The 26,582-nt window shown below is 36.4% G+C and carries 23 protein-coding genes and 2 pseudogenes; 12 read left to right on the forward strand and 13 right to left on the reverse strand.

Translation table 11 applies throughout. The features are described 5' to 3' along the window. Positions 1 to 56 precede the first annotated feature (56 nt). Positions 57 to 1,466 carry a SpoVR family protein gene (locus J2S10_RS05975; RefSeq protein ID WP_307405401.1) on the forward strand — a complete coding sequence of 470 codons (1,410 nt, stop codon included), beginning with the start codon at positions 57 to 59 and terminating at the stop codon, positions 1,464 to 1,466. A gap of 418 nt (positions 1,467 to 1,884) precedes the next feature. On the opposite strand, the gene J2S10_RS05980 is transcribed toward J2S10_RS05975, so the two are convergent. Genes J2S10_RS05980 through J2S10_RS05990 form a run of 3 tightly spaced genes read right to left on the reverse strand, consistent with a single transcriptional unit; the run spans position 1,885 to position 5,683 of the window. After that, complete coding sequence (locus J2S10_RS05980; protein WP_307405403.1) at positions 1,885 to 2,982, reverse strand: GerAB/ArcD/ProY family transporter; 1,098 nt, start codon at positions 2,980 to 2,982, stop codon at positions 1,885 to 1,887. Between the two features lie 33 nt (positions 2,983 to 3,015). Beyond that, positions 3,016 to 4,209, reverse strand: a complete 1,194-nt coding sequence (locus tag J2S10_RS05985) for a Ger(x)C family spore germination protein (RefSeq protein ID WP_307405404.1) — start codon at positions 4,207 to 4,209, stop codon at positions 3,016 to 3,018. Then, entirely contained in the window at positions 4,199 to 5,683 is a 1,485-nt protein-coding gene (locus tag J2S10_RS05990) for a spore germination protein (RefSeq protein ID WP_307405406.1), read from the reverse strand. The genes J2S10_RS05985 and J2S10_RS05990 overlap by 11 nt, the downstream gene beginning before the upstream one ends. 317 nt (positions 5,684 to 6,000) lie before the next feature. Here J2S10_RS05990 and J2S10_RS05995 point away from each other — a divergent pair, with 317 nt between their 5' ends. From J2S10_RS05995 to J2S10_RS06010, 4 genes and pseudogenes are all read left to right on the forward strand, one after another. Then, entirely contained in the window at positions 6,001 to 6,477 is a 477-nt protein-coding gene (locus J2S10_RS05995) for a LysR family transcriptional regulator (protein ID WP_307405408.1), read from the forward strand. Continuing rightward, positions 6,437 to 6,643: pseudogene (locus tag J2S10_RS06000) on the forward strand (response regulator); the annotation flags it as partial. The gene J2S10_RS05995 and the pseudogene J2S10_RS06000, both read left to right, overlap by 41 nt. Positions 6,644 to 7,009: 366 nt before the next feature. Then, positions 7,010 to 10,141: a beta-galactosidase, LacZ type gene (lacZ, locus tag J2S10_RS06005; RefSeq protein ID WP_307405410.1), complete on the forward strand. Its 3,132-nt coding sequence runs from the start codon at positions 7,010 to 7,012 to the stop codon at positions 10,139 to 10,141. Positions 10,142 to 10,274: 133 nt separating this feature from the next. After that, positions 10,275 to 10,583: pseudogene (locus tag J2S10_RS06010) on the forward strand (SpoVR family protein); the annotation flags it as partial. Between the two features lie 141 nt (positions 10,584 to 10,724). On the opposite strand, the gene ald reads toward J2S10_RS06010, so the two are convergent. Further along, positions 10,725 to 11,858 (reverse strand): alanine dehydrogenase, encoded by a 1,134-nt coding sequence (ald, locus tag J2S10_RS06015; protein WP_307405412.1) that lies wholly within the window; start codon positions 11,856 to 11,858, stop codon positions 10,725 to 10,727. A gap of 127 nt (positions 11,859 to 11,985) precedes the next feature. Beyond that, complete coding sequence (locus J2S10_RS06020; protein ID WP_307406747.1) at positions 11,986 to 13,215, reverse strand: PucR family transcriptional regulator; 1,230 nt, start codon at positions 13,213 to 13,215, stop codon at positions 11,986 to 11,988. Between the two features lie 383 nt (positions 13,216 to 13,598). On the opposite strand from J2S10_RS06020, the gene J2S10_RS06025 reads away from it, so the two are divergent. The 5 genes from J2S10_RS06025 (at position 13,599) to J2S10_RS06045 (ending at position 18,360) form a co-directional block, all read left to right on the forward strand. Continuing rightward, positions 13,599 to 14,996, forward strand: coding sequence for an amino acid permease (locus J2S10_RS06025; RefSeq protein WP_307405415.1), 1,398 nt, complete (start codon positions 13,599 to 13,601; stop codon positions 14,994 to 14,996). A gap of 99 nt (positions 14,997 to 15,095) precedes the next feature. Further along, positions 15,096 to 15,914, forward strand: a complete 819-nt coding sequence (locus J2S10_RS06030; RefSeq protein WP_307405417.1) for a 5'-nucleotidase, lipoprotein e(P4) family — start codon at positions 15,096 to 15,098, stop codon at positions 15,912 to 15,914. Positions 15,915 to 16,067: 153 nt separating this feature from the next. Next, a complete protein-coding gene (locus J2S10_RS06035) occupies positions 16,068 to 16,955 on the forward strand; it encodes a permease (protein WP_307405419.1) in 888 nt (295 codons plus the stop codon). 12 nt (positions 16,956 to 16,967) lie between these two features. After that, on the forward strand, positions 16,968 to 17,810 hold the full coding sequence (locus J2S10_RS06040; RefSeq protein ID WP_307405421.1) for a TIGR03943 family putative permease subunit: 843 nt from the start codon (positions 16,968 to 16,970) through the stop codon (positions 17,808 to 17,810). Positions 17,811 to 17,970: 160 nt separating this feature from the next. Beyond that, positions 17,971 to 18,360 (forward strand): FixH family protein, encoded by a 390-nt coding sequence (locus J2S10_RS06045; protein WP_307405423.1) that lies wholly within the window; start codon positions 17,971 to 17,973, stop codon positions 18,358 to 18,360. Between the two features lie 109 nt (positions 18,361 to 18,469). Here the strand turns inward: J2S10_RS06045 and J2S10_RS06050 are convergent, their stop codons facing one another. Then, entirely contained in the window at positions 18,470 to 18,841 is a 372-nt protein-coding gene (locus J2S10_RS06050) for a cytochrome-c oxidase (protein WP_307405425.1), read from the reverse strand. Positions 18,842 to 19,008: 167 nt separating this feature from the next. Next, entirely contained in the window at positions 19,009 to 20,265 is a 1,257-nt protein-coding gene (locus J2S10_RS06055; RefSeq protein WP_307405427.1) for a DUF445 domain-containing protein, read from the reverse strand. 169 nt (positions 20,266 to 20,434) lie between these two features. On the opposite strand from J2S10_RS06055, the gene J2S10_RS06060 reads away from it, so the two are divergent. Then, positions 20,435 to 21,133: a response regulator transcription factor gene (locus tag J2S10_RS06060; RefSeq protein ID WP_307405429.1), complete on the forward strand. Its 699-nt coding sequence runs from the start codon at positions 20,435 to 20,437 to the stop codon at positions 21,131 to 21,133. A gap of 65 nt (positions 21,134 to 21,198) precedes the next feature. Here the strand turns inward: J2S10_RS06060 and J2S10_RS06065 are convergent, their stop codons facing one another. After that, positions 21,199 to 21,510, reverse strand: coding sequence for a HesB/YadR/YfhF family protein (locus J2S10_RS06065; protein ID WP_307405431.1), 312 nt, complete (start codon positions 21,508 to 21,510; stop codon positions 21,199 to 21,201). Between the two features lie 282 nt (positions 21,511 to 21,792). On the opposite strand from J2S10_RS06065, the gene J2S10_RS06070 reads away from it, so the two are divergent. Further along, positions 21,793 to 22,128, forward strand: coding sequence for a hypothetical protein (locus J2S10_RS06070; protein ID WP_307405433.1), 336 nt, complete (start codon positions 21,793 to 21,795; stop codon positions 22,126 to 22,128). A gap of 75 nt (positions 22,129 to 22,203) precedes the next feature. On the opposite strand, the gene J2S10_RS06075 is transcribed toward J2S10_RS06070, so the two are convergent. The 5 genes from J2S10_RS06075 to J2S10_RS06095 all read right to left on the reverse strand — a co-directional run bounded on the left by J2S10_RS06075 (position 22,204) and on the right by J2S10_RS06095 (position 26,580). Continuing rightward, positions 22,204 to 22,386: a hypothetical protein gene (locus J2S10_RS06075; protein ID WP_307405435.1), complete on the reverse strand. Its 183-nt coding sequence runs from the start codon at positions 22,384 to 22,386 to the stop codon at positions 22,204 to 22,206. Between the two features lie 107 nt (positions 22,387 to 22,493). After that, a complete protein-coding gene (locus J2S10_RS06080; RefSeq protein WP_307405436.1) occupies positions 22,494 to 23,846 on the reverse strand; it encodes a hemolysin family protein in 1,353 nt (450 codons plus the stop codon). Between the two features lie 61 nt (positions 23,847 to 23,907). Then, a complete protein-coding gene (locus J2S10_RS06085) occupies positions 23,908 to 24,309 on the reverse strand; it encodes a MerR family transcriptional regulator (protein ID WP_307406749.1) in 402 nt (133 codons plus the stop codon). Positions 24,310 to 24,499: 190 nt separating this feature from the next. After that, positions 24,500 to 25,807, reverse strand: coding sequence for a hemolysin family protein (locus tag J2S10_RS06090; RefSeq protein ID WP_307405438.1), 1,308 nt, complete (start codon positions 25,805 to 25,807; stop codon positions 24,500 to 24,502). Positions 25,808 to 26,019: 212 nt separating this feature from the next. Beyond that, positions 26,020 to 26,580 carry a GNAT family N-acetyltransferase gene (locus J2S10_RS06095; RefSeq protein ID WP_307405440.1) on the reverse strand — a complete coding sequence of 187 codons (561 nt, stop codon included), beginning with the start codon at positions 26,578 to 26,580 and terminating at the stop codon, positions 26,020 to 26,022. Positions 26,581 to 26,582 lie beyond the last annotated feature (2 nt).

Below are 26,582 nucleotides of genomic sequence, written 5' to 3' on the forward strand. Positions count from 1 at the left end.
ATCATTCCCGCCTTAACTTCATACATTGTGGTAAGACGAATAAGGGGGAATGGCTGATGAATGTGGAAGGTCGAAAAGATCTCGAATATGCAATTAGTGAGATCACCGAAATAGCAAGTGGCTTTGGCTTGGATTTTTATCCAATGCGCTATGAAATCTGTCCTGCTGAAATTATTTATACATTTGGAGCATATGGTATGCCGACCCGGTTTTCGCACTGGAGCTTTGGTAAACAATTTCATAAAATGAAACTCCATTATGATTTAGGGTTAAGCAAAATCTATGAGCTCGTCATCAACTCAAACCCATGTTATGCCTTCTTGTTGGACTCCAATACGCTTATTCAAAATAAACTAATCGTGGCTCACGTTCTTGCCCATTGCGATTTCTTTAAAAACAATGTCCGTTTTCAAAATACAAAGCGGGATATGGTTGAGAGTATGGCAGCAACAGCTGAGAGAATCCATCAATATGAAATCCAATACGGTAAAAAGGAAGTGGAAACCTTCCTTGATGCAGTATTAGCCATAGATGAACATATTGATCCCTCGCTGATGAGACCCAAACTCGCTTGGTCCATTGAAGATGAAGAGGAAGAGGAAGAACATCATGTGTCCACGCCATATGACGATTTGTGGAAGCTGGACGAAAAAGATAAAACAGAAATTAATCAGCCAAGAAAAAAGAAATTCCCGCCAAGGCCGGAAAAGGACTTATTATTATTTATTGAATCCTATAGCCGTGAGCTTTCTGATTGGCAAAGGGATATATTGACAATGATGCGGGAAGAAATGCTGTATTTCTGGCCTCAGCTTGAAACGAAAATTATGAACGAAGGCTGGGCATCGTATTGGCATCAACGGATCCTTAGGGAACTGGATTTAACGAGCGGTGAATCGATTGAATTTGCAAAATTAAACGCCGGAGTTGTTCAGCCTTCGAAAACTGGAATTAACCCCTATTACCTTGGCATTAAGATCTTTGAGGACATTGAGGAGCGTTACAATAATCCTACGGATGAAATGAAGCGTAGAGGTGTGCAGCCCGGTTCAGGTCGGGAGAAAATGTTTGAGGTTCGTGAGGTTGAGTCGGATATTTCGTTTCTTCGCAATTATTTAAATAAGGATCTCGTCATGAGGGAGGATATGTATCTTTTCCAAAAGCAAGGTAGAGATTACAAAATCGTCGATAAACAGTGGGAGCATATCCGCGATCAGCTTGTTAATATGCGTGTAAATGGCGGCTTCCCATACATTACGGTCATTGATGGTGACTTTTTAAAAAATGGCGAGCTTTATCTAAAACATTGGTATGAAGGTGTTGAGCTGGATGTTAAGTACCTGGAAAAAGTATTGCCGTATATCCAGCAGCTTTGGGGAAGACCGGTTCACATTGAAACAATGATTGAAGAACGAAAAATGCTTTTCTCATATGACGGAAAAGGGGTTCATCGGAAGTATTTATAATCAAAGAGGGTACCCTAACTATTTGGCATCATGTTTAAAATACGTTTTATTAAAAATAACAAATCAAAAAAAGCTGCAAAGATTTTCATTAATGAAATCATGCAGCTTTTTTTGATTTTATTGTTAAGTTGGAAATGAAAGACAGGAAACAATAACCAATATTTTGAGATAAGTTTTTCGTAAATATGACAGGAATGCTACTGAAAATGGCACTTATCCACGCGTCCCTTTTAGCAAAAGTTAATAAAGCTGGGAGGCATAAAACATGTACCATGAAACCTGAAAAAATGATCATTAATATATAAATATGAATAACTTGAATAAGCTTTTGATTCATCTAAACCACCATTGACCTTTTATTCAATAGAGTAACCTTAAAAAAACAGTATGAATTTATTTCCATTTGGTTGGACTCATTTTATAATGATTTAACTATGTATTTTTTTATGAGCAAACAAATAACCAAGATAAATGGAATGATAAGTTGAAGTGGGATGTGTAGATAAAGTGGAACAATTTTCAATCCGATAAATAAGTGTTGGATAATATTTTTGGATAATGTAAATGCGAATAAAAAGACAAGGATCGCCGCAGCCATAATTTGTCGATTCGGCTTTGTCTTTGGAAATAAGTGGGCCAGAATCATGATCCCACTGGACATAAAAATAGAAATTTTAATAAATCCGCCGATAAGGTTGAGGATTACCGCAAAAGTTTCTATGTGCGGCAGGAATTCAAAGACGCTGGTCAGTTCCAATGCCTTCACAAACGGATATACATACATGTTTACTGTTTCAGAATTTAACAAGCCCAGTATCATTTCTCCGGCTAGAAGCAGGAGCACTCCTGTTATACACAAAGAAATAAAACCGTATTTTCGCAAGGCTTTTTTATCGTTTGCATACGGAAATAGCATGGTAAATACGATGAGTTCGCCATACGGAAAGGTCAATCCGGTTGGGAAAACGGAAGAGAGTGCCTGTTTCCAGCTCGTCCGGAATATAGGGGTTAAATGGCTGAGTTCAAAATAAGGAGATAGATATCCAAAAATCATGAGAATCAAAATGAAAACGCCTGTAAAAGCACATAAAATCAGGGAACTTCTTGCCGTAGCTTCGATGCCAAGAAAACAACCATACGATACCACCAGAAGAAGCGTGAAAGATATAATCCCAAAAGGGATATTGTTAAAAAGCACTTGAGCGACGAAAAAAGAGAAATCTTTTAACACTCTTCCGGCAATGTATAAAAAGTATAGACAATAAATAAATCCAAGTAGTTTGGATATCCATCTTCCAAATCCCAGTTCAAAAATTTGGATCAAATTACCCCATTTTCCTATTGAGTGAAGCATGATATAGAAATAAAAAATCCCCATTCCAAGCCCTAACGACAACAAGATCGTGATCCAAACATCTTGTTTCGTTTCGAAATTCCATCCTACGACAATAGCGCTTCCAAGCAAAAAATTGATCATTAAGGAAAATATTTCAATTGGCGCTAATTTGACTATCATCCCATCGAGTCCTTTCCATGCACAGATTCAATTTTATTGCGATGAAATTTCACCTGGATCTAAAAGATCAAACTTCACTTTAGTCCGAATCGGTACAGATGAATAAACGGAATCCCAATTATTTTTAACCAGGTTCCACCGATCCAATTGTTTTCGATATAACGCTTCTCCAAATCCATTGATATCGGTTTTTTTATTTTGCGTTTTCGCTATCAGCTGATTAATCTGTTTTTGAAGATCATGTTCTGCATCATGTTCCAGTAGGGCAAGGGCCTTGACAGTAGAAGTGTCCATATTACACGACACATCCGACAATTTACCTCTTATTCGAACCTGAAGAAGAAAGGATGGAACTCCCTTTTTATCTACTAAATGAATATCTGGTTTGCTTTGAATGTCTTTCCATGTCAGATATCCCGACTGTTTACGGCACTTCGTTACCAATGTGGTATCGTGAATTTTGGTTCGGGTTAACGCATATAGGGTGCTTTCAGATGAAGAAAGCCAGTATGATAATCGTTGATGCTGAAAAACGGCTAATCCATCCATTTCTAATATCGTATCTGGCATCGCCTTTTCGATATTGCTTTTCGAAATTCCCTTTGAGTATTGACCTTTTATAGTGATATAAGGGATGGTTAGTTCCGTCCTATTCTGCTTTAACATTCCCGCGATTTTGTCGGCCGTCATATTCGAGAGTTCCCCCCAGGACTCCCGTTTTCGATTCAGCATTTCTTCAAATCTGCTTCCTGAAATTTTTTGAACTGGCGTAAAGATTTGAAGAAGTTTATCCGGTTTTACTCCCTTCGCTATGACAAACCTTATATTGGAAGGGAAATTGGATTCCCGCAAAAAGTAATGGGTAAGGGAAGAAATTCCTTCGGATTTTACTAATGATTCCCCTATTATAACCACTTCCGTATCATCCAAGAAAATTGTCCGTGGTATTCTATTATGAATACGTTCGATGGCTTCAGGGATCGTTCGACCTTGCACACTGTACGTATAAGCACCTTGTTCTGCTGCTCCTTCTTTGCTGTTGGAGGCTGGATTAATGATTTGTAAGGTTGTGACGTATCCTCTCTTACTTTTATCAATCCCGATAGCGGAAATAATGTAAATTTTATTCAACATGCTGTCTTGAGCAAATTTGCCGACTATATTAGCGATGAACAAACCTATTAACAGACAGAGGGTAATATTTGATTTTGTATGTTTACGCTTCATCCGTCTCTTCCACCGTTTCTTCCTTCATAAATTGAGACTCATCGTTTGTCATCTCTTCCTGTGACAATTGAATCGCACTGTCTTTTAAATCATGAGCAACGACTGGAGCGAAAGGAGATAAATAGGGCACGCCAAAGCTCCTTAATGAACAAAGATGAAGCAAAAATACAAGCGACAATAAGGCGATTCCGTAAAAGCCGAGAGCCGCGCCCCCGCTAATAAAACTAAGGGTGATCACTGCTGCCGATGCTCGCATTGAGGAAATGGGGACGACACTGACAAATATAAACGCAACACTTACGACAACTAGGCTGGCAGGTTCGACTAATTGTGATTCAATGGCAGACTGACCCAATATGATTCCCCCGAAAATCGACACCGTAATGGCAATATTTTGCTGCAACCGAGTGGAACTTTCGTTTATTGCGATAATCACAATAATTAATACGGAAACTTCAAACGAGGTTGGAAATGGCACCAATTCTCGTTGTGAGACAAACCCTACTAGAAGTTTAACCGGCAATAAGTTCGCATGGTAGGTCACAGACGCCACATACAGCCCCGGAATATACAAAGCTATTAAATAGAGAAAACAACGAAAAAGGCGAATATTTACAAGACCTGTTTTCCCTATATAATAATCCTCGGGTGTTTGGAAAAATTGAACGAGTACCGCAGGAGCGATAAGGACATAAGGAGAACCATCTACAAAAATCGCGATTTTTCCTTCCAGCATTTCACCCGCTATTACGTCGGGTCTATCGGTATTGAGCATGAGTGGAAAAAAAGACTTGGACTCCTTCGTCAGAACCATTTCAATGTAATTTGCCTCCAGCACGGCATCCAACTGCAGGTTTTCGAGGCGCTCATAGATTGTCTCCAATATTTGCTTATCCACGATGTTTTCAATGTACATGACCGATACGTCTGTATGGGTGTTTGTTCCATACTGTTTGGTGGTTACTCGTACATTCGGATTTTTAATAATCTTTCGGACAAGAGAGATGTTGGTGCTTCTATTTTCAGAAAAACCGACATCAGGTCCTTTCGAGACCCGCTGTCCTTTCGGGCTTTCGATGCTCCGCGCGTTCCATTTAGTTGTATTGGTTGAAAGAAACGTATTTAATCCATCCACCATGACAAGGGTTTTACCTGCCAGCAACTCACTTGAAGCAAGTGTCATATCTTCCACGCGTGTAATGTTCTTCGATTGAATGACAGCTGATTCCATAAAAGCAAGCAGTTCTTCATCCGTTTTAAAATGCGGTAGGTTGTATGTTAATAAGGGTTCTATTATGTATCGCTGAATAGCATTCGAATCAACGATCTCTTCGATGAATAGAACTGCCGCTTTCCTATTGATACTGGTCAAAGTAATTTCTCTTGCTTGAAAATCAGAACTCTCCCCCAAAATAGTATTTAAAGTTTGTATATTGTAATGCAGAACATTTGATACCTCGTTGTAAAATTTCATTTTAACCACCGGTTTTTAGTTGAAATAGATAATAATGCCCAAATAATTAGAATGACATATGCTCCAAAAGAGAACAAATCCATGAGTCCCGCTTTACTGTATTTAGAAGGTGAATAAAATGAAGAAAACTTCATTTATACAAACCACCAGTCTTTTTCAAGATAGTGTTAATTTGCACATCATGTGTTTTACTTATTCTAATCACTAAAAAATTCATTGATGCATGCTGTGTTTGTATTTTTCTTTTTTATAAAATAAAATCTAATGAGAATATTTTTTGATTTAATTGTGTAAACCCCTAAAGTTGAGGTGAAATAATGAATTTTGAACAAATGGAGTATATTGTCAAGGTTGCAAACGAGATGTCAATTTCAAAAGCAGTTGAAAAATTATTTATTTCACCTTCAGGTTTGAGTCAATCTATTGCACAACTGGAAAATGAGCTTGGTATAAAAATCTTTAACCGCTCAAAACAAGGAGTTACTCCTACTTTTGAAGGTAAAATCGTTATTTCCAAATCAATTACTTTACTAAACACCATTAATGAACTAAACAAAGAAATTTATGAGTATAAAAATAGTAATCAAACTCATTTAAAAATCTTAACTGCTCCTACCTTTTCTTGTATACTTGAAGAAACAATGGTTAAATTTAATTCCGTAAATCCAGATGTAACATTCGAATTGGAAGAGCAAAATCCTACAAATATTATTCGAAATTTTAACAAGGAAAATTATGACTTTGCTTTGATACATGCATTGTGGTGTAACGTACTTTTCTTTGAAAGCGCTTAATTTATTTTGTACCACACTCCCGGACATTGTGATTTCAGATATTGGACTTCCACAGATGGACGGACTCGAATTAGCAGAAAAGTTTAGAGAAATCAAACCAGAGGTTCGGATGATTTTTCTTACCTGTCATGAGGATTTTCGTTACGCTAAACGCGCTGTTGAACTAGGTGCAGACGAATATTTGATAAAGGATGAACTGACACCGGAGCAGCTTGAGAAAAGCCTTAGAAAGTCTCTGCAATCTTTAAAAAATTCACGAGATAATCTTGAACTTTATTCAATTCGTGAAACGATACAAAAAAATTTATGGTTCGTTTATAGAGGTATATCATTAAATCCAATTATCTCTAGTCCAAAATATGATAGTAGAGACTTTACAGATGTTTCTTACCTGGAATCAACAGCTGTTTATAATGAAGAAAACGAGCAGCTAACCATCTTTGCTGTGAAGAAAACTCTAGATTTAGAGGTTATATAGATTGATTTGTTTGAGTATATAAAAATTACCATAAAAAATGAAAAGGGAGAGGACATGGTAAAACAGTTATCTAAATTTAACTATTCACCTCCAAAAAACGGTTATCCAGAGTGGAATAACAATCCAGAAATTTTTCAACTGAATCGGCTGGATGCCCATGCCACCTTGATGCCCTACAGAACTGTTGAAGAGGCATTGCGGGGGGATCGAACTTCTTCTGATTTTTATCAATCATTGAATGGTGTTTGGAAGTTTTCTTTTGCAGAGAATCCAGTTAAGCGGATTAAAAATTTCTTTGTGGCTGAATCTGACAGTAGCAGTTGGGATGAAATAAAGGTCCCTGCTCACTGGCAACTGCAGGGATATGATTATCCTCAGTATACGAACATACGCTATCCTTGGGAAGGAAAGGAAGATATCAAGCCACCGTATGCTCCGACAAAATATAATCCAGTTGGCCAATACATACGTACCTTTACAGTACCAAAGGAATGGAAGGAGCAGCCGGTCTATATCAGTTTTCAGGGAGTGGAATCGGCTTTCTACGTGTGGGTAAACGGAGATTTTGTAGGATATAGTGAAGATACCTTTACACCTGCTGAATTTGATCTCACACCATATCTTGTTGATGGGGAGAATCGCCTTGCGGTTGAAGTATATAGATGGTGCGATGGGAGCTGGCTTGAGGACCAGGACTTTTGGAGATTAAGCGGAATTTTTCGCGATGTGTATCTATATTCCACACCATCCTTTCATATTAATGATTTCTATGTAGTTACGGAACTTGATGATGAATATAAACACGCTGAACTAAGGATTGAGGCAGATATTCTAAATTATTTTAATGAAATTTCGAGAAAAATCAAATTGAATGTAATGCTATTTGACCAAGTAGATAAAGAGATCGTCGAAAAGTCAGTTTACTTACAGGTGAATGAATCAAGAACAAAGATTACTTTATCAAGTTTTGTAGAAAATCCTCTAAAGTGGAGTGCAGAGAAACCTAATTTATATACGTTAGTCCTGAGTTTGGCTGATGATACAGGAAAGGTCTTTGAAACCGAAAGCTGTAAAATTGGATTCCGTAAATTTGAAATAAAAGACGGCCTGATGAAAATCAATGGGAAGCGGATTGTTTTTAAGGGGGTAAATCGTCACGAATTTGCTTCTGATAAAGGACGCGCCATTGATTTTAAGGATATGGTTCATGATATTAAAACCATGAAAAAACATAATATTAATGCCGTACGGACAGCTCATTATCCTAATCATCCGCTATGGTATGACCTATGTGATCGATATGGTCTGTACGTGATTGATGAAATGAATCTTGAAACCCATGGGACATGGAAATATGGTCAGCAGGAAGAAGGAGACGCCATTCCTGGCAGCAAGCCGGAGTGGAGAGATAATGTACTTGACCGTTGCAATTCCATGTTGCAGCGTGATAAAAACCATCCATCACTCGTGATTTGGTCACTAGGAAACGAGTCGTTCGGTGGTGACAACTTCATACTCATGCATGACTATTTAAAAGAGAAAGATCCTACAAGGATTGTCCATTATGAAGGTATTTACCATTTCCGAAAATCTGAAGCTGCGTCCGATATCGAGAGCACCATGTATGTACATCCAGATTTGGTAGAGCTGTATGCAAAACAAGCGGAGTTTTTTGGGAATGCAAAGCCATACATTCTATGTGAATATAGCCATGCAATGGGTAATTCTTGTGGAAACCTTTACAAATATACCAATCTTTTTAACAAATATTCGATTCTGCAAGGCGGTTTCATTTGGGACTGGAAGGATCAAGCGTTAAAAGCAAAGACAGCTGACGGTATTGAATATCTTGCCTATGGCGGAGATTTCGGCGACACCCCAAATGATGGGAATTTTTCCGGAAACGGTTTAATTTTTGGTGATGGTTCTGTGTCTCCTAAGATTTACGAAGTAAAAAAATGTTATCAAAATGTTCAGTTTGCTGAAATCAATCTTCATGAAGGTATAATTGAAGTTCAAAATAAAAATCTTTTTATTAATCTTAAAGATTACTTATTTGAATGGGAAGTAGCTAGAAATGGTGAAAGAATAGAAACAAGTGTGATAGAAATTGATTTAGATCCAGGTTCTGCCAAAAAAGTTAAACTAAACTATTCTCTACCATCGGAAATTAATCCTGCTGACGAATTTATTTTAACCGTGAGCTTGCAGTTAAAGGAACCGACTATATGGGCTGAAAAAGAACATGAAGTTGCTTTTGAGCAATTTATTCTCCCCGTTAACACGAATGTAGTAGTAGCTGAACTAGATTTATTACCTGAGCTTAATATTAATGACCAACCGGATAAGCTAACGATTTTGGGAGACCGTTTCTCAGTAGTGTTTAATAAACATAATGGGGATCTTGAATCTTATCTATATGATGATGTGGAATTAATAGCTACCTCGCCTGTTCCTAATTTTTGGCGGGCAATGACGGATAATGACCATGGTAACAAATTGCCAGAAAGAAGCAGTACATGGCGTGAAGCGGGGCAAAATCGTATCCTGCATTTATTTACTTTTGCTAAGTCAAAAAATAACGTAGAAATTACGGTTGCCTATAAGCTGCCGACAACTAAAGTTTCCTCCTGCATATTACAGTATTCTGTTTTTGGGAACGGCGAAATCAAGGTATTACAACAACTTACCCCAGGTATTGACCTTCCGGAAATTCCCGAAATAGGGCTCCTGTTCACAATGGATGTGTCTTTCCAGCATATCGAATGGTATGGACGTGGACCGCATGAAAGCTATTGGGACAAGAAAAAAGGAGCAAAACTCGGACTTTATAACGGGAAAGTGGTAGAACAATTTGTCCCGTATCTAAAACCACAGGAATGTGGAAATAAGACAGACGTCAGGTGGGTAAAGGTTACAAATGATAATGGAGCAGGTCTAAGAATTTCAGGTATTCCTACCGTTGAGTTTAATGCATTACCTTACACACCTCGAGACCTTGAAGCATATGATCATAGCTACAAACTTCCAAAAAGTGAAAAGGTAATTTTTCGTGTTAATTATAAACAGATGGGTGTCGGCGGCGATGATAGCTGGCAAGCGAAAACACATCCTGAATACACCTTGTTTTCTAACAGAAGCTATGAGTTTTCCTTTACATTCAAAGGTGTGGGGAAGAATCTATGAAATCTTTATATATTTATATAAGGAATAAAATAATTCCGTATAAAAACCTTAACTGATTAATAAGATTTTTTGTTGAAACAGGAAACCGCCTTAGTGAAACGAAGGCTGGGCATCGTATTGGCATCAACGGATCCAGCAAGGTAGAGATTATAAAATCGTCGATAAACAGTGGGAGCATATCCGCGATCAGCTTGTTAATATGCGCGTAAATGGCGGCTTCCCATACATTACGGTCATTGATGGTGACTTTTTAAAAAATGGCGAGCTTAATCTAAAACATTGGTATGAAGGTGTTGAGCTGGATGTTAAGTACCTGGAAAAAGTATTGCCGTATATCCAGCAGCTTTGGGGAAAATCGGTTCATATTAGATTCAAGAAAATGGTACTTATAACGATTAACCGAAACAAAAATCACACCATATACTCCCACCTTAAAATATAAACTTGCTATTATATTTCTCATCAGATATTCAATTAATTCTATTGGTTGAGTAAATTAGAGAAAAAACGGGCTTACAACTGTCACACCAAAAGGCCCCCCAAGAATTCTCTTGAGGGGCCTTAGTATGGACAGATATTTTAATTACATAGTAGCCAGGTCTTTTTCCAGTGCTTTTTCAGGGATAACGTAATCATATCCCAGATCCTTTGCCACTGCTTCAAAAGTGATTTCACCGTTTGCAACATTTAGACCAAGCTTTAAGGCATCATTTTCGGAGATGGCTTTAGTAACACCTTTATTAGCAATTTGCAAGGCATATGGAACCGTAACATTCGTTAAAGCCATAGTTGAAGTTCTTGGTACAGCACCAGGCATATTAGCAACAGAATAGTGAATAACTCCATACTTTTCAAATGTCGGGTTATCGTGTGTTGTGACATGATCGCATGTTTCCACAATTCCACCTTGGTCGATCGCAACGTCAACAATAACTGAACCAGGTTTCATCGATTTTACCATTTCTTCTGTAACAAGCTTAGGAGCCTTAGCACCCGGAATTAACACAGCGCCGATAAGAAGATCAGCCTCTGCAACAGCTTCAGCAATATTCATAGGATTAGACATTAATGTTTTGATTTGATTGCCGAAAATATCATCTAATTGGCGCAGTCGGTCTGCACTTAAGTCAATGATTGTCACATCTGCACCTAAGCCGATTGCCATTTTAGCTGCATTTGTTCCAACAATACCACCGCCGATAATCGTAACTTTCCCACGGTTAACACCTGGTACACCTGCAAGTAGGATACCTTGGCCGCCGTTATTTTTTTGCAGGAATTGCGCACCGATTTGGGCAGCCATACGTCCTGCAACTTCACTCATCGGTGTAAGTAATGGAAGAGTTCTGTTTACTGACACTGTTTCATAAGCAATGGCGATGACACCTTTATCTTTTAATGCTTGAGCTAATGTCGGCTCTGCAGCAAGGTGTAAATAAGTAAATAAAATTAAACCAGGGCGGAAGTATTGGTATTCGCTTGAAAGAGGCTCTTTTACTTTCATAATCATACCTGCTTGTGACCATACTTGTTCAGCGCTATCGATAATTTCAGCACCGGCTTTAGCATAATCTTCATTTGTGAAACCGCTTCCAATACCTGCGTCTTTTTCAACTAATACTGTATGGCCGGATTTTAAAAGTGAAATAACTCCTGCCGGTGTAAGTGCCACCCTATTTTCATTATTTTTAATTTCTTTTGGAATCCCGATAAACATATCCCTAATTCCTCCCCTTAAAACTAATAATTTTTACTATGGCTCAAGTATAGTATGAAAGCCCTTTAATTTCTTTGTTAAGAAAGGAGAAAGATAAGATTCCTTTTTGGAGATTTTCACAAATTGTTCAAACACCTAGATATTTCTCAAGCTTTAAATCTAAGTAAAGAATCATTTTTTGGTTGGGGTCTTTAAAATTGACTTCACCAATTTCAGCGATTCTCTTTAACCGATAATTTAAGGTGTTGGCATGGACATTTAATTCTCTTGCTGCATCATTAATGTTATTATCCTTATTTAGAAATACTTCAAGGGTCTCAACAAGGTTACTGTTGTGCTTACGGTCATATTCATGAAGCATTTTTAAAGAATAGTTTACATATTCCTCACTTTTTCTTTTTTCTAAAAGGATATCGAAAAGCTGATAAATTCCCAGTTTTTGATAATTGAAAATATTCTCTGTTTCTAATGGGAATTTTTCTTTAATGGTCAAAACTTTCAAGGTTTCCTGATAGGCCTTTCCAATTTTTTGATAATCGTCATAAATACTGCTATATACAGGGCTGATATTTTTTATGCTGTAACGATCATTCATTTTTGAAACGAAAGTATGGGAGAATTGCTCGAGTTCATTGAAAGGATTTTCAATATTGTTTGCTGAGACCAACAAAATAAGGTGATTACAGTCAATAGTATGAAGAATAATTTTCAGCCGTTGGCTCGTTTTTAAAATATAGGAAATGAATTGTTCCACCTTACCGGAGATATTCTCTTGAAACTGAAAAACAAGAATCGCAAAGGAAGCGGCAGGAGTTATTTGTAATGAATGGAAGTTTTCGATGATTTCTTTCTCCAATGTCAAATGACCGGTTAATAACTTCCAAAAAAACTCTTGAAAACGTTCTTCTTTTTTATTTTTCCTAGTTTGAAGTTGTAAAAGCTTGTTTTTAGCTGCATCTGCCGCTTTTTTTAATAGGGTAAAATCATTTTCAGTTAACGATTTATCTATTTCCAAAGCCCAAATAAAGCCGAGGACTTCATCTTGTTTCCATATAGAAATAGCGACTCTGTTGCTAAGCCCAATATCGTCCATGCTTTCTACCCGAATCGGCTGATTTGTCTTTAGCAATGCAGGTATTGTTCCTTCTTTCCATAATTGATTGATTACTTTTTCAGGAACGCGCCGACCTATTATAGTAGAAATTCTTGCTGGATCGGTTCTCTCGTCGTGTGTACTATATGCCAGTAGACGGTGGTTTGCATCCTCGATTGTAATCGGACATTGGAGAACCTGACTAATTATATCGGCAAACTCATCTAAACTATCAAAGGCACTTTTAAAAGGATCATTTATTATAGAACTCAAGATTTTCCCTCCGTATTCTAAAAGTAAGGAGTTTCAATTTTTTTTGTTAGTCATTAACACTCATAAAGTATTTGTTTAAATATACAAAATGATAGCATAAATTTCTAAGTTTTACACAAAAGAAATCGTTCACAAAAATGTTAAAATTATTTTAGATGTTTCAAAAAGCGTAAAAATTAAAACAATTCATTTTGAAAGCGTTGTCAATTTAAATTAGGGAGGGACGGTTTTAAAAAATATTGAATTAACAATAAATTATTATTACTATATTAATAAAGCTATTATCATCAAGAGGAGACAGCCGTAATTTAATAATACGAAATTGGGATGTAAGAGGAATTGGGAAGTTTAATTAATCAGGGGGAGATTAATCTATGAGTAAAAACACTCAGAGCAAAGAACTTCATCGCGGTTTAGAAGAAAGGCATATTACCTTGATGTCTCTAGGCGCGGCAATCGGGGTAGGACTATTTCTAGGGTCTGCATCTGCAATAAAACTAGCCGGTCCGGGAATCTTGCTTGGATATGGATTCGCCGGTTTAATCATGTTTTTTATTATGAGAGCACTTGGAGAAATGGCGATTCAAAAACCAGTAGCAGGTTCATTTAGCAAGTATGCCCGGGATTACTTAGGACCGCTTGCAGGTTACATTACAGGTTGGAATTATTGGTTCTTATGGGTTGTTACCTGTATGGCTGAAATTACAGCAGTTGGAATTTATATGGAATATTGGTTTCCGGGTGTTCCCCGCTGGATTTGGGCACTTGCAGCCTTGGTAATAATGGCGACAGTAAATTTCCTTGCAGTAAAAGCTTATGGAGAATTGGAATTCTGGTTTGCTCTTATTAAAATTGTAACGATACTTGCTATGATTGTTGTCGGTGCCGGTATGATATTCTTTGGGTTTGGAAACGGCGGAATTGCCACGGGTATACGCAACTTATGGGCCCATGGCGGGTTATTCCCACATGGAATAAAAGGCGTTTTAATGTCGTTACAGATGGTCATGTTTGCTTATCTTGGAATTGAAATGATTGGTGTAACAGCAGGCGAGGTTAAAAATCCTGAGAAAACTCTTTCTAAAGCAATCGACTCTGTATTCTGGCGAATTCTTATCTTTTACGTAGGAGCTCTATTCGTAATAATGTCAATTTTCCCTTGGGAAGAAATTGGTACAAAAGGGAGTCCGTTTGTTCTCACATTTAAACAAATTGGCATACCAGGAGCAGCAGGAATCATTAATTTTGTTGTGCTAACTGCCGCATTATCATCCTGTAATAGTGGAATTTTTAGTACGGCGAGAATGTTATTTAATCTAGCTCAGCATGGTGAGGCGCCTCAAAAGTTTGGGAAAGTAACAAAGACAGGTGTTCCGGGCCTTGCAGTCATTGCTTCTGCAGCTGCTTTATTGCTTGGAGTTCTTTTGAATTATATCGTCCCGGCACAGGTATTCACATGGGTAACGAGCATTGCAACCTTTGGAGCAATTTGGACATGGGCAGTAATCTTATTATCGCAAATTCGATACCGCAGAGGCTTAAAGCCTGATGAAACGAAAAAATTAAAATATAAATTACCATTATATCCGTTATCTTCATATCTATCGCTTGCCTTTTTAGTATTTGTAATTGGTATAATGGCTTATAATTCTGATACAAGAATTGCTGTAGTTATTGGGCCGCTTTGGATCGTTTTCTTGATTGCCTTTTACTATGCAAAAGGATTTCATAAAAGAAATACTCAAAATTCAGCTAAAAACCAAGCTAGCTAAAATAAAATGAGGCCCTCAAGGGTCTCATTTTTAATAATTAAGAGTGATTTTTTCTGTTTTTCACATACTAACTTCGTATGATTAAAAGGAGGTAATGTGATGAAGAAGCTAACATCACTTTTTTTATTAGTCGCTTTAGTATTTTCACTTTTCAATGTAAATGTAAAAGCACAAATTGCCCTTAGCCCGGCAGTTAATTTGAAGGACCAAAATACAATGTCAGTGCTATGGTTTCAAACATCCGGAGAAGCCAAGGCGTTATATTATCAAGGCTATAATATTGGTAAATTAAGATTGGACGAATTCCTACGAAAACAGCCGAAGAATAAAGCATTAAAGCCGGCAATTGTTCTTGATTTGGACGAAACGGTAATAGATAATAGCCCGAACCAAGCAAGGAATGTGATAAAAGGAAAGGAAGATCCTTTAAATTGGAACGCATGGATAAACCGTGCCGAAGCAAAGGCCCTTCCCGGGGCAATTGATTTCTTAAAATATGCAGATTCAAAAGGAGTTGCAATTTACTACATATCCAATCGAAATGAAACACAAAAGGAAGCAACAATTAAAAATTTACTAAATGTTGGTGTACCACAAGCGGATGCAGAACATGTTTTATTACTGCAGCCCGGTGAAAGAGGCAAAGAAACACGACGGCAACAAGTAGCCGAAACGCATGAAATTGTCTTATTATTTGGGGATAACCTGGGAGATTTCAGCGGGTTTGATAAATTGTCGGTTTCAGGAAGAATCCAAGCAGTGGACAGGCATAAGGATGAATTTGGCAGAAAACTCATCGTTTTCCCAAACCCAATGTATGGGGATTGGGAAGGGGCCATTTATCATTATGATTATAGGAAATCGGATGAAGAAAAAGCGAGGTTAAGAAAAGAAAGTTTGCAAACCTTCCAACCATAAAAAACGTTGCCGATAATTGAATCGGCAACGTTTTTTCTATTATCAACATAATAAAAGGAATAATTTCTTTTGCAATTCCATATTTTTCGTTGGACGAAGTAATAAGATGAGAGTATAGTAGTTTCCATGAGTTAAGGTTATAGGAGGACTATTATGTTTGGTATATCATTACCGCAATCCTTTTTACAGATGAATACCATTTTTATTTCGATATTAATTGAAGCATTACCATTTGTGACTTTAGGAGTTTTAATATCAGGGATTATTCAAATATTTGTTACAGAAGAAATGATTGCAAAAATTATGCCTAAAAACAAAATCCTGGCTGTTATATTTGCAAGTTTTATCGGTATATTGTTTCCATCATGCGAATGCGGTATTGTTCCAATTGTCAGCAGACTAATAGCTAAAGGGGTTCCAACTTCGGCGGGTATTGCCTTTATGCTTACAGCACCGATCATTAACCCAGTTGTCTTATTTGCTACTTATATTGCTTTTGGAAGTGACTGGAAAATGCCGATTTACCGTGCGGTTGGAGCATTAGTTGTATCGATTGCAGTGGGGACATTTATTGCTTACCGTTTTAAAGGCAACCCATTTAATGAACATTATCACCATCATCACCATGATCATAGTAAAACACCTATATTGAAGAAAATTTGGCAAACGCTTGAACATGCAGTTGAAGAATTTTTCTCAATGGGTAAATATTTAGTGATTGGCTCTCTTATCGCAGCCGCAGTTCAAACGTATGTTAAAACAGCCACGCTTGTGTCTATTGGTCATGGTAAAGCTGGGTCTTCTGTTGTCATGATGGCACTGTCTTTTATTCTCTCTTTATGTTCAGAAGCAGATGCCTTTATAGCATCTTCATTCCGAACTACGTTTTCAACAGGAGCGCTTTTAGCATTTTTAGTATTTGGCCCCATGGTCGACATCAAGAATTTGATGATGATGTTATCAACTTTTAAAAAGCGCTTAGTCGTAATGATTGTTTCCGGTGCTTTTGCTGTTGTCTTTGTGTATTCGTTGTTTTTTTAAGGAGTTGAGACCATGATTAGAAGTTTAATTTTAATTGGCTTCACTTATTTAATCTTTCATATGCATCTTACAGGTGATATTAGCAAGTATATAAATATGAAGTATTCATACTTGTCAGCATCGGCTGGGTATGCACTTTTAGTTTTAACCATTGTACAAATTTTGATGTTAAATAAGGATGATTCAAAAAAAGCTGTCTGTGACCATGATCATTGCGGACACAATCATTCAAAAGAGGACAAGTGGTATAAAAAGATTATTGTCTATCCGGTTTTCTTTTTTCCAATTATTTCAGGTTTGTTTTTTCCCATCGCTACCCTTGACTCCAACATTGTAAAAGCAAAAGGATTTCATTTTCCAATTTATGATACACAAGATCCATACTTTCAGCAGGAATTTTTACGGCCTGATACAAGTATTTATTATGGAAAAGATGATTATGACAAAATCATGGAAAGTGAAAAGAAAAAATATATCAATCATAAAGATCTGAAATTAACAGATCAAGATTTCTTAAACGCTATGGAAACGATTTATAATTTCCCGGGGGAATTCGAGGGAGACGAACTGGAATTTAAAGGCTTCGTGTTTCACGATCCTGATTCAAATAATAAAAATCAAGTTTTAATATTACGTTTTGGTGTTATCCATTGTATTGCTGACGCTGGAGTTTTTGGGATGCTTGTTGATCTCCCAGACAATGTAAATCTAAAAAATGATGAGTGGATCAACGTAAAAGGACAAATATCAACTACCTATTACCCTTCATTTAAAACTAATATACCCGTTTTAAAAGTGGATAAATGGTCCAAAACAAAAGCGCCAAAAGAACAATATGTATATCGACAATTCTAAAAAGATGCCAATTTAGGCGTCTTTTTTTAATCATAGTTAATTCACTTGCTGTTTTTCATGTTATTCCTTAAACTTACATGTGGAAAGGTTTTGATTCATTCGGACAATGGGTAAAATGGTTAAAGATAAAAACGGTGTCCGGGTGTTAAAGGAGAGAACTATGCGAAAATTATTACTAGGTATACTATTATTGTTTGGGATGCTGGCAGGATGTTCTAATCAAAGTGATACGACAACCACTAATGAGCCTCAAATGGTCGACGTATCAATCAAGTTTGTCCCGGAAAAAATAAACCCAAATCATGAAGCAAAAATTGAAGCAATTGTTACTCAGGGAAAGGATAAAGTATCTGATGCCAATGAAGTGAAATTTGAAATCTGGAAAACGGGACAAGACCAGCATGAAATGATTGAAGGGAAGAATGAAGGTAACGGGGTTTATTCGATTAAAAAAACATTCCCGGAAAATGGACAATATTTTGTAACAGCCCATGTAACTGCGAGAAATATGCATACAATGCCAAATAAGCAATTTACGGTAGGCGAGTAGGATCTGCAAATTTGTTTATTAATAATACCACATAAAGAAGCTGACCATTGGCCAGCCTCTTTTATTTTGGTAGAAGTAAAAAGTAAACGATGTGATAATGGCGATAATATTATGATTGATTGTTAACGTTTTTAAAAATGTTAATTGCAAATACAATGATGCCTAATACCATCAAAGTGCCGCCGGTAGCTACAGCAGGAGTGGCCGCAGTAACGCCTGAAACTAAAAAGGCAAGTCCAATCATCATAATAGGCAGGCTAATATTGTGGAGCCAGAAGTGTACCTTTGCCAAGGTTGTTTCGCTTGCTTTTGGAAACGCCACATAAATAAGACCGGCAAGTGCCATTGACATCCAGCCTAACAAACTAATATGGACATGAACAGGAGTGAAATCGAATTTTTCCGTCATCGACATATACATCCCAAGGCAAACTCCAATGACAAAATACACAACCGAAATTTTAATGAATTTTATTCCCATTCTCCAGCCTCCCATTTTCTTAAAAATAGTGACTACAGTACTAAATATGTCGATCATTTTTGAAAAAGAACTCCTTTTATCAGGGACAAGAATAGGTATTTTGGGTTATCGAATAAATAAAAAAACTACCTTGTCATTCAAGGTAGCTTTTATGCCGTTTGTTATTCTTAAAAAAACGATTTTATGCCAATTAAGAAAAGGCCAATAATAAAACCGCAAACTGCTCCGTTAACTCGAATCCATTGCAGATCTTTACCAACGTTTGTCTCTATCATGTTAATTAATGTTTTATCATCTAATTTTTCCAGATTTTCTCCAACAAGTTTCCCGATTTTTGAATGATTTTTTTCAACGAAATTAGAGATTTGTTGTTTAATCCATGTTTCAATTACAACCACTTTTTCTTCATCTGTTTTTAAGTTATCTAAACCTTTTTTTAAGAGTGGTAGAATAAAGTTAGTGTAAAAGATAGGATCTTCCACAAAAACATAAGCTTTTTGTTTTAAATGGTTGATAAAGTCGATTATTCTCTCTTCAAGTTTCGATTCAGAAACAAGCTGGCTTTTTAAATCATCCAGTTCTTTTAAAAGGTTTTCATCGCTTTTTATATTTTCCAGCTTATTATTTACATACTTGAGTAATGTGTGACGATTCCTGTTATCAGGGTCCTGAAAACTATTTACCCCTTTTTGAATCAAATTTTGAATAATATTGCCTAATTTTTCTTCGTTCACTAGATTGCTAAACGATTTTAATGCAAATTGCATGAAACCGTCTGCTTTAATATTTTCAATTGCATCCACTGCCATACTGCCGAGCCGATACTTTGTACTCTCTCTCTGTGACCATTCGTCAATTTCTTTAAGGATATAATCAAGTGCTTTTTCATCGTATTTTCTTTTCGAAATTTGGTCAATCATTAAAGCCAGGTACTTTTTAATATCCAATTCGCTAAGCTTCGTTTTCAATTCTTGTTGGACCATTGGTGCTATTTTTTCACTATCTATTGAATGAATTAGGTGTTGAATTATCTTGTTAAAATTAACTTGTAAGGAGTGTGAGTATAATTCTTTATCGATAATGCCAAATAGCTTTTCAGTAAAACGAGAACCGGCTATTTTTTTTCGAATACTTTCTTTTGTTAGCCAATCATTTTCGACCATTGAGATAATGGTTGCGGTTATTCTTTGGCGGTTTTTTGGTAATAGAGCGGTATGTGGAATCGGAATTCCTAATGGATGGCGGAATAATGCCGTAACGGCAAACCAATCTGCCAGTCCTCCAACTAATCCTGCTTCGAACCCCCCTTGTAGGATCGTCACCCAAAGTGAGTGTTGTAATGGAACGGTTGCGATAAATCCTATTCCCATCACAGCAAGAGAAATGGTCGCTAAATGCTGTGATTTTTTCTTACGATTTGACATGTTTTGAATCCCTCATCTTCTAGATTAAATATTGATCTCTATTGCTATTATCTCAATTTTAATGAAAAAAAAGCAATTATGTTGATAAAAGCTTTTAAAGTTATCTAGCATTTTTTAGAAATTTTAAGTAAATTGGTCTTAAGAAATAAAAAAGGGAGTAGGTGAAAAAATGAGAATTCTAGTTGTTGAGGATAATGAAGGTGTTTGCTATATGCTTGAAATGTTTTTTATGAAAGAAAAGTATAAAGGCGAATTTGTCCACAATGGTCTGGAGGGCTATGAGCGTTTTCGTGGAGGAGATTGGGACTTACTCATTATAGATTGGATGCTGCCTGGAATGGACGGTGTGAGCTTATGTAAGAAAATAAGAGAGATAAGCAATGTCCCGATTATTATACTAACTGCAAAGGATAGTGAATCTGATCAAGTATTGGGTCTGGAGATGGGGGCGGATGATTATGTTACAAAGCCGTTTAGTCCGCTTACTTTAATGGCAAGAATAAAAGCAGTATCGAGGAGGTTTTTACAGGATGTAAAAAAAAATGAACGACAATACTTGGACACCGCTCATTTTAAAATTAGTAAAGAAACAAGAGAAGTATTTTTAAATGGCGAAAAGATCGAAAGTCTAACACCAAAGGAATTCGATTTATTATTCTTTTTTATCCAAAACCAACGACAGGTTTTTTCCCGTGAACAATTATTGGAAAAGGTGTGGGGATACCAGTTTTATGGCGATGAACGGACAGTTGATGTACATGTAAAAAGGTTAAGAAAGAAGATCGGCACAATCGAGCAGCCTTTTATTCATACTGTTTGGGGAGTCGGATATAAATTTGATGAATCTGCTCAAAGGGTTGAGGTTTAAATTTGAAAATGAAAAAGGTATCCACTCTTTATGAATGGTTACCTTTTTTTAAGTGACTAATATAGTTAATTGATTGTTGAATGGTTCTCTTCTTTATAAGTTATTTCCAGCTCATCAAAAAGATCGTCTGCTGAGAGGTATGTTTCAGTTTCTTCGAAAAACCAAACATCGTTGCCTTCTACATAGAAAGTGATACCGTTTATTTCTATTGTATATCCTGCATTTGTTGGTGTTTCAGCTGAAAAAGCAAGGCTATACCCTTTATTTTTTCGTCCGAATCCGGCATATTGCGGAAACATCCGAATACTGAAGGCTTTGTCGAAATCAAATTCTTTTTTGAACCATGTGGAAGCTTTTTCATCGATAGAAATAATCATATTTACACCAACCTTTTTCTAATGGATTTAAGTTTCAAAAAAGAAATGGAGGTGTAAATGAAAGGGAAAAGGTTTCTCCATTTCCTTATATGACAAGCCTAAATCTTTTTGCGAAATTTGACTATGATAATTTTCACATCATTCCTTATAGAATGACGATGTAAAAAAATGTTCATATTTCATTTGAAAAACCTTCCATAAATCAATTGTTGCTGTTTTTGTAACATATGAGTAGTAAAAATGGTGATAAAATAAGGAAAACCGAAAAAGGAGTTTTTGACAATGGAGCAAAAGCTTGAAAAGTTAAATGAACATGTAAATGATATAAAAAGTTTAATTAATACCTTTAATAAAACATTAGAAACGATTGAACAACGACTATCGAGATTAGAAAAGGTAGATAGTATTGAGCACAGGGTTGCTGTTAACCAGATCGATCTTTCCGATATCAAGGATTCCCTACAGCGTATTGAGGATGTACAAACTACGTTATTAAAAGGCTTGGAGAGTAAACAAGAGAACAATGAGGAAATAATCCATATTAACCGCCGCCTTGATTCACACCTTGTCAAATTGGCCAAAGCGGAGGAGGAAATCATCATTTTAAAAACAAAATAGCCTTTCAAATAAAAAACAGATCAATTCTTTTTGAGGATTGATCTGTTTTTTTCTGTTGGAGAATCTATATGGTTATTATTTCGAGAATAGTGCCTTCAGACCTTGATAAAGCAGTGCTAAAGAGAATACTAATACTGCAAGTGCTCCGACGATATGAAAAAATGGGAACAAACCTGATAAGAAAGATATTGCAGGTAAATTTACTAAGGCAAAGCCTGCTAATATACTAGCTAAATATAAAAGTGCTACATGCTTCATGTTTCAACCCCTCCTTGCGAGTAGGATATGCAAAAGAGGGACTAGTTGATTGGTCAAATGTACATTTGCAAAAAAAAAGACCCTTGCGGTCTTTTTTTAAAATATATTTAAGATAATACCTCTGATTTTGGTAAAGCAATTTTTTGGATGGTTGTTTCCCCATCATTGGCTTTTTTTGTAACTTCGATATATTTTATATGATGCTCTTCCATATCAAGGATTTTAAATGTATATGAATCGTGAAGAACGACGTCGCCTTCTTTTGCTTCATAATTTTCAGTTAAGATCCAACCGCCAATCGTATCAACATCTTCATCATCAATTGTAACTCCTAATAAGTCATTGACCTCGGAAACTAATACCTTTGAGTCAATTATATAGTGGTTTTCCTTGATTTTACGGATCATTGGAATTTCATCCATATCAAATTCGTCGCGGATTTCGCCAACAATTTCTTCTAGAATATCTTCAACCGTAACAAGACCCGAAGTACCGCCGTATTCATCCATTAAGATTGCCATATGCATACGGTCTTTTTGCATTTTTACTAATAAATCATGGATAGGAATTGTTTCTATTACTCTTATAATTGGACGAGTATAGTTTTCTAATGTTTGAGACGATAGTTTTTCATTCCCAATTAAATCAGTCACCATTTCCTTTATATTAACGAGCCCGATAATATGGTCTTTGTCACCATCAATAATGGGATACCTTGTGAATTTTTCTTCACGCAATACCTGTAGAAAGGTTTCTAATGTATCATCTTTTGATAAGGATACAATTTCCGTTCTAGGGACCATGATCTCTTTTGCAATACGATTATCAAATTCAAAAATTTTGTTTACATACTTAAACTCAGATTGGTTAATTTCACCACTTTTATAGCTTTCAGACAGGATAATTCGAAGTTCTTCCTCCGTATGGGCAATCTCGTTTTCGGAAACAGGCTTAAGACCAAAAATGCTGGCCGTAATCCGTGCTGACCCATTCAGTATCCAGATAATAGGATACATCATCTTATAAAAAATGATAAGCGGACGCGACATTACGAGGGTAATCATTTCAGCTTTCTGGATGGCAAGTGTTTTAGGTGCAAGCTCTCCGACCACAACATGTAAAAAGGTTATGGCTGCAAACGCAGTCCCAATTGCTAAAATATGCGTGACGCTTTCAGGAACGTTTAATGCAAGCAATAGCGGACGAAGCAACCCTTCAATTGTCGATTCCCCAAGCCAACCTAAACCAAGAGCCGTAATCGTAATTCCTAACTGACAGGCAGATAGGTATTCATCCAGATTCGAAATCACTTTTTTGGCAGATATTGCACTTGAATTTCCCTCTTCTATTAATTGATCGATTCTTGAACTTCGAATCTTTACGATTGCAAATTCTGAAGCGACAAAGAAAGCTGTTAAAGCAATTAAAATGGCTATAATAACCAAGTTAAATATGTCCAAATAAGTTCCCTTATCTCGTTGTTACACGAGTAAGGAGTCACCTCCCAGTATAATACAAAAATTAACTCGTTAAATTCAAAAGGGATTTCATTAAAGCGTTCCCCTGTATATTGAAAGTAGTTGAAAACTCTTCCTTCTGCTGCTGATCTAACTTTTCCAATAAGAGTTGAAGTACACATAATTCATTTTGCAGCTGTTTCATTTGCTGCGTGACAGCTTTAACGTGTTTTTCCACTTCTGAATCTCGGAGTTTCTTAGTTTTTCTAATCTCTAGCTTTCTTCTAATCTCGTCTAATGGATAATGCAGACTCTTACATTCTTCGATAAACTTTAAATCGCTAATCGATTCATCTGAATAAATTCGGTAATTGGATTTAGAACGTTCTGCCCGGAGTAACCCAATAGACGTGTAATAGTCAATTGTTCGTTTCGAAACCATGGCTATTTCTGCTATTTCACCAATTCGATAGACAGCCCCATCGTATCACCTCGAGTAATTATAAAATTAACAATAATTATAATGAATTTAAACCGTACAGTCAAACGTTTCGGTTAGTAAACGAGTTTATATCAACATTTTATGGAAAAATGATACTTTATATGAATGACATAATCGAAATATTCTAAAAAATAAAATTAAAAATAACGCCGCCCTATTCGGGTGACGTTGATAATTTTTTTACTTCCATATAAAGAATATGATGGCCTTCATTTTCAGTGATTTGGAACTGAAATCCATCCTTTTCGATTGCATCTCCTTTATGGACATCAAATTTTTGTGTTAAAAACCATCCACCGATGGTGTCTACATCTTCCTCTTCAAGGGTGGTGCCTAAAAGATCATTTACTTCGCTAATGAGTACCTTTCCATCTAATATAAAATGACCTTCACCCTTTTTCTGTATGAGAGGGAGTTCATCCATATCAAATTCGTCGCGGATTTCACCGACAATTTCTTCGAGAATATCTTCAACCGTAACTATACCTGCTGTACCGCCATACTCATCGGATAATACGGCCATGTGGGATTGGCTCTTTTGCAGTTTAACCAATAATTCATGGATGGGAATAGTTTCAATCACATGGATGACAGGTTTTAAATAGGGCATAAGCGGTCCTTTTTCAACGCATCTATCTTGAATACAATCCGTTAGAATCTCTTTAATATTAACAATTCCATAAATATTGTCTTTGTCACCGTCTATAACGGGGTAACGGGTATATTTTTCTTCCTTTACGACTTCAATTATCTCGTCCATTGTTGCATCTTTGGAAAGAGTGACAAGCTCAGTCCTAGGTACCATGATTTCCTTGGCAATTCGATTATCAAATTCAAAAATTCTATTTACATAGCGATATTCTGATTGATTTATTTCTCCACTTTCATAGCTTTGGGAAAGAATCATCCGAAGTTCTTCTTCTGAAAGGACAATATCTTGTTCTGAAGCAGGTTTAATACCAAAAAGTCCTGTTACAAATCTTGCTGAGCGATTCAGAGCCCAAATAAAAGGATACATCACTCTATAAAACAAAATAAGAGCTGGGGCAAAAAGCAACATGATTTCCTCAGCCTTTTGAATTGCAAAGGTTTTTGGGGATAATTCCCCGATAACTACATTGAAAAAAGTAATAATTAAAAAGGCTGCAATAAAGGATACGATCTGTTTAAGCGACGATGGTAATAGGATCCCGTCAAAAATAGGCTCCAATAACTTTCTAATTGTAGGTTCTCCCAGCCAGCCTAATATTAAAGAAGTTATCGTGATCCCTACTTGTGTTGCCGATAAATACCCGTCTAAATTAGATAAAACCTTTTTTGCTGCTTCTGCTTTTTCATTTCCTTCTGATAGTAATTGATCAATCCGTGTTGTGCGTACCTTTATCATTGCAAATTCTGAAGAAACAAAAAATGCTGTAAAAGCAATTAGAATAGCAATTAAAGCTATATTCATTCCAATCATTTAACACCTCACAAGGGTAAGGTTGCCACCTCACTTAAAAAATCTCTGTGCTTTCATTATATCCGCTAGTTCCACTTTCTACTTTACCGTTTACCAATAATATTACCTAATATTATTTCAAAAAAAGTATTTGTGAGCAAATATAGAGAACAATTATTTAAAAAAGCTGCCTTTTTTAGGCAGCTAAGGGCTTCAAGTAATCCTTTGAAAGGTCAATTCAGTGGGGCTGGGGTTCCATTCCAGTCACGTACGAGCATACTGTAAACAATAAGATCATGAAAACGTCCATGTAATTGTTCACCGTCTCTAATTTTTCCTTCCCTAACAAAGCCCAGTCTTTCAGGAATAGCCCGGCTTTTTATATTTTTTTCACCGCAGCGGATTTCGACTCGATTTAAGCCTAATTGAAAAAATGCATAATTTAACAAGGCTTGAACGGACCGTGTCATAATTCCATGACCTTCGGCATTTTTAGCAAGATAGTAGCCTATGCTAGTCGTACTATTATGCCAATCCATTTGATGTAAGCCAATTGACCCAACGAGTTCCCCTTTATAAAGGATTCCAACGTTAAACCCATTATTTTCAGCAAATTGTGTTAACCATAAAGGAATAATAGACTCAAAATGAAAAGGGGAGGTCATATTTTCGATCCATGGCAGCCATTCAAGCAAATGTTCACGGTTTGTATCAATAAGCTGGAAAAGTTTAAGTGAATGTTGAAGCTGAAACAATTGTAACTCAATTTCCTTATCAACCTTTAATGTAAACATGA

The organism is Neobacillus ginsengisoli (assembly GCF_030813055.1).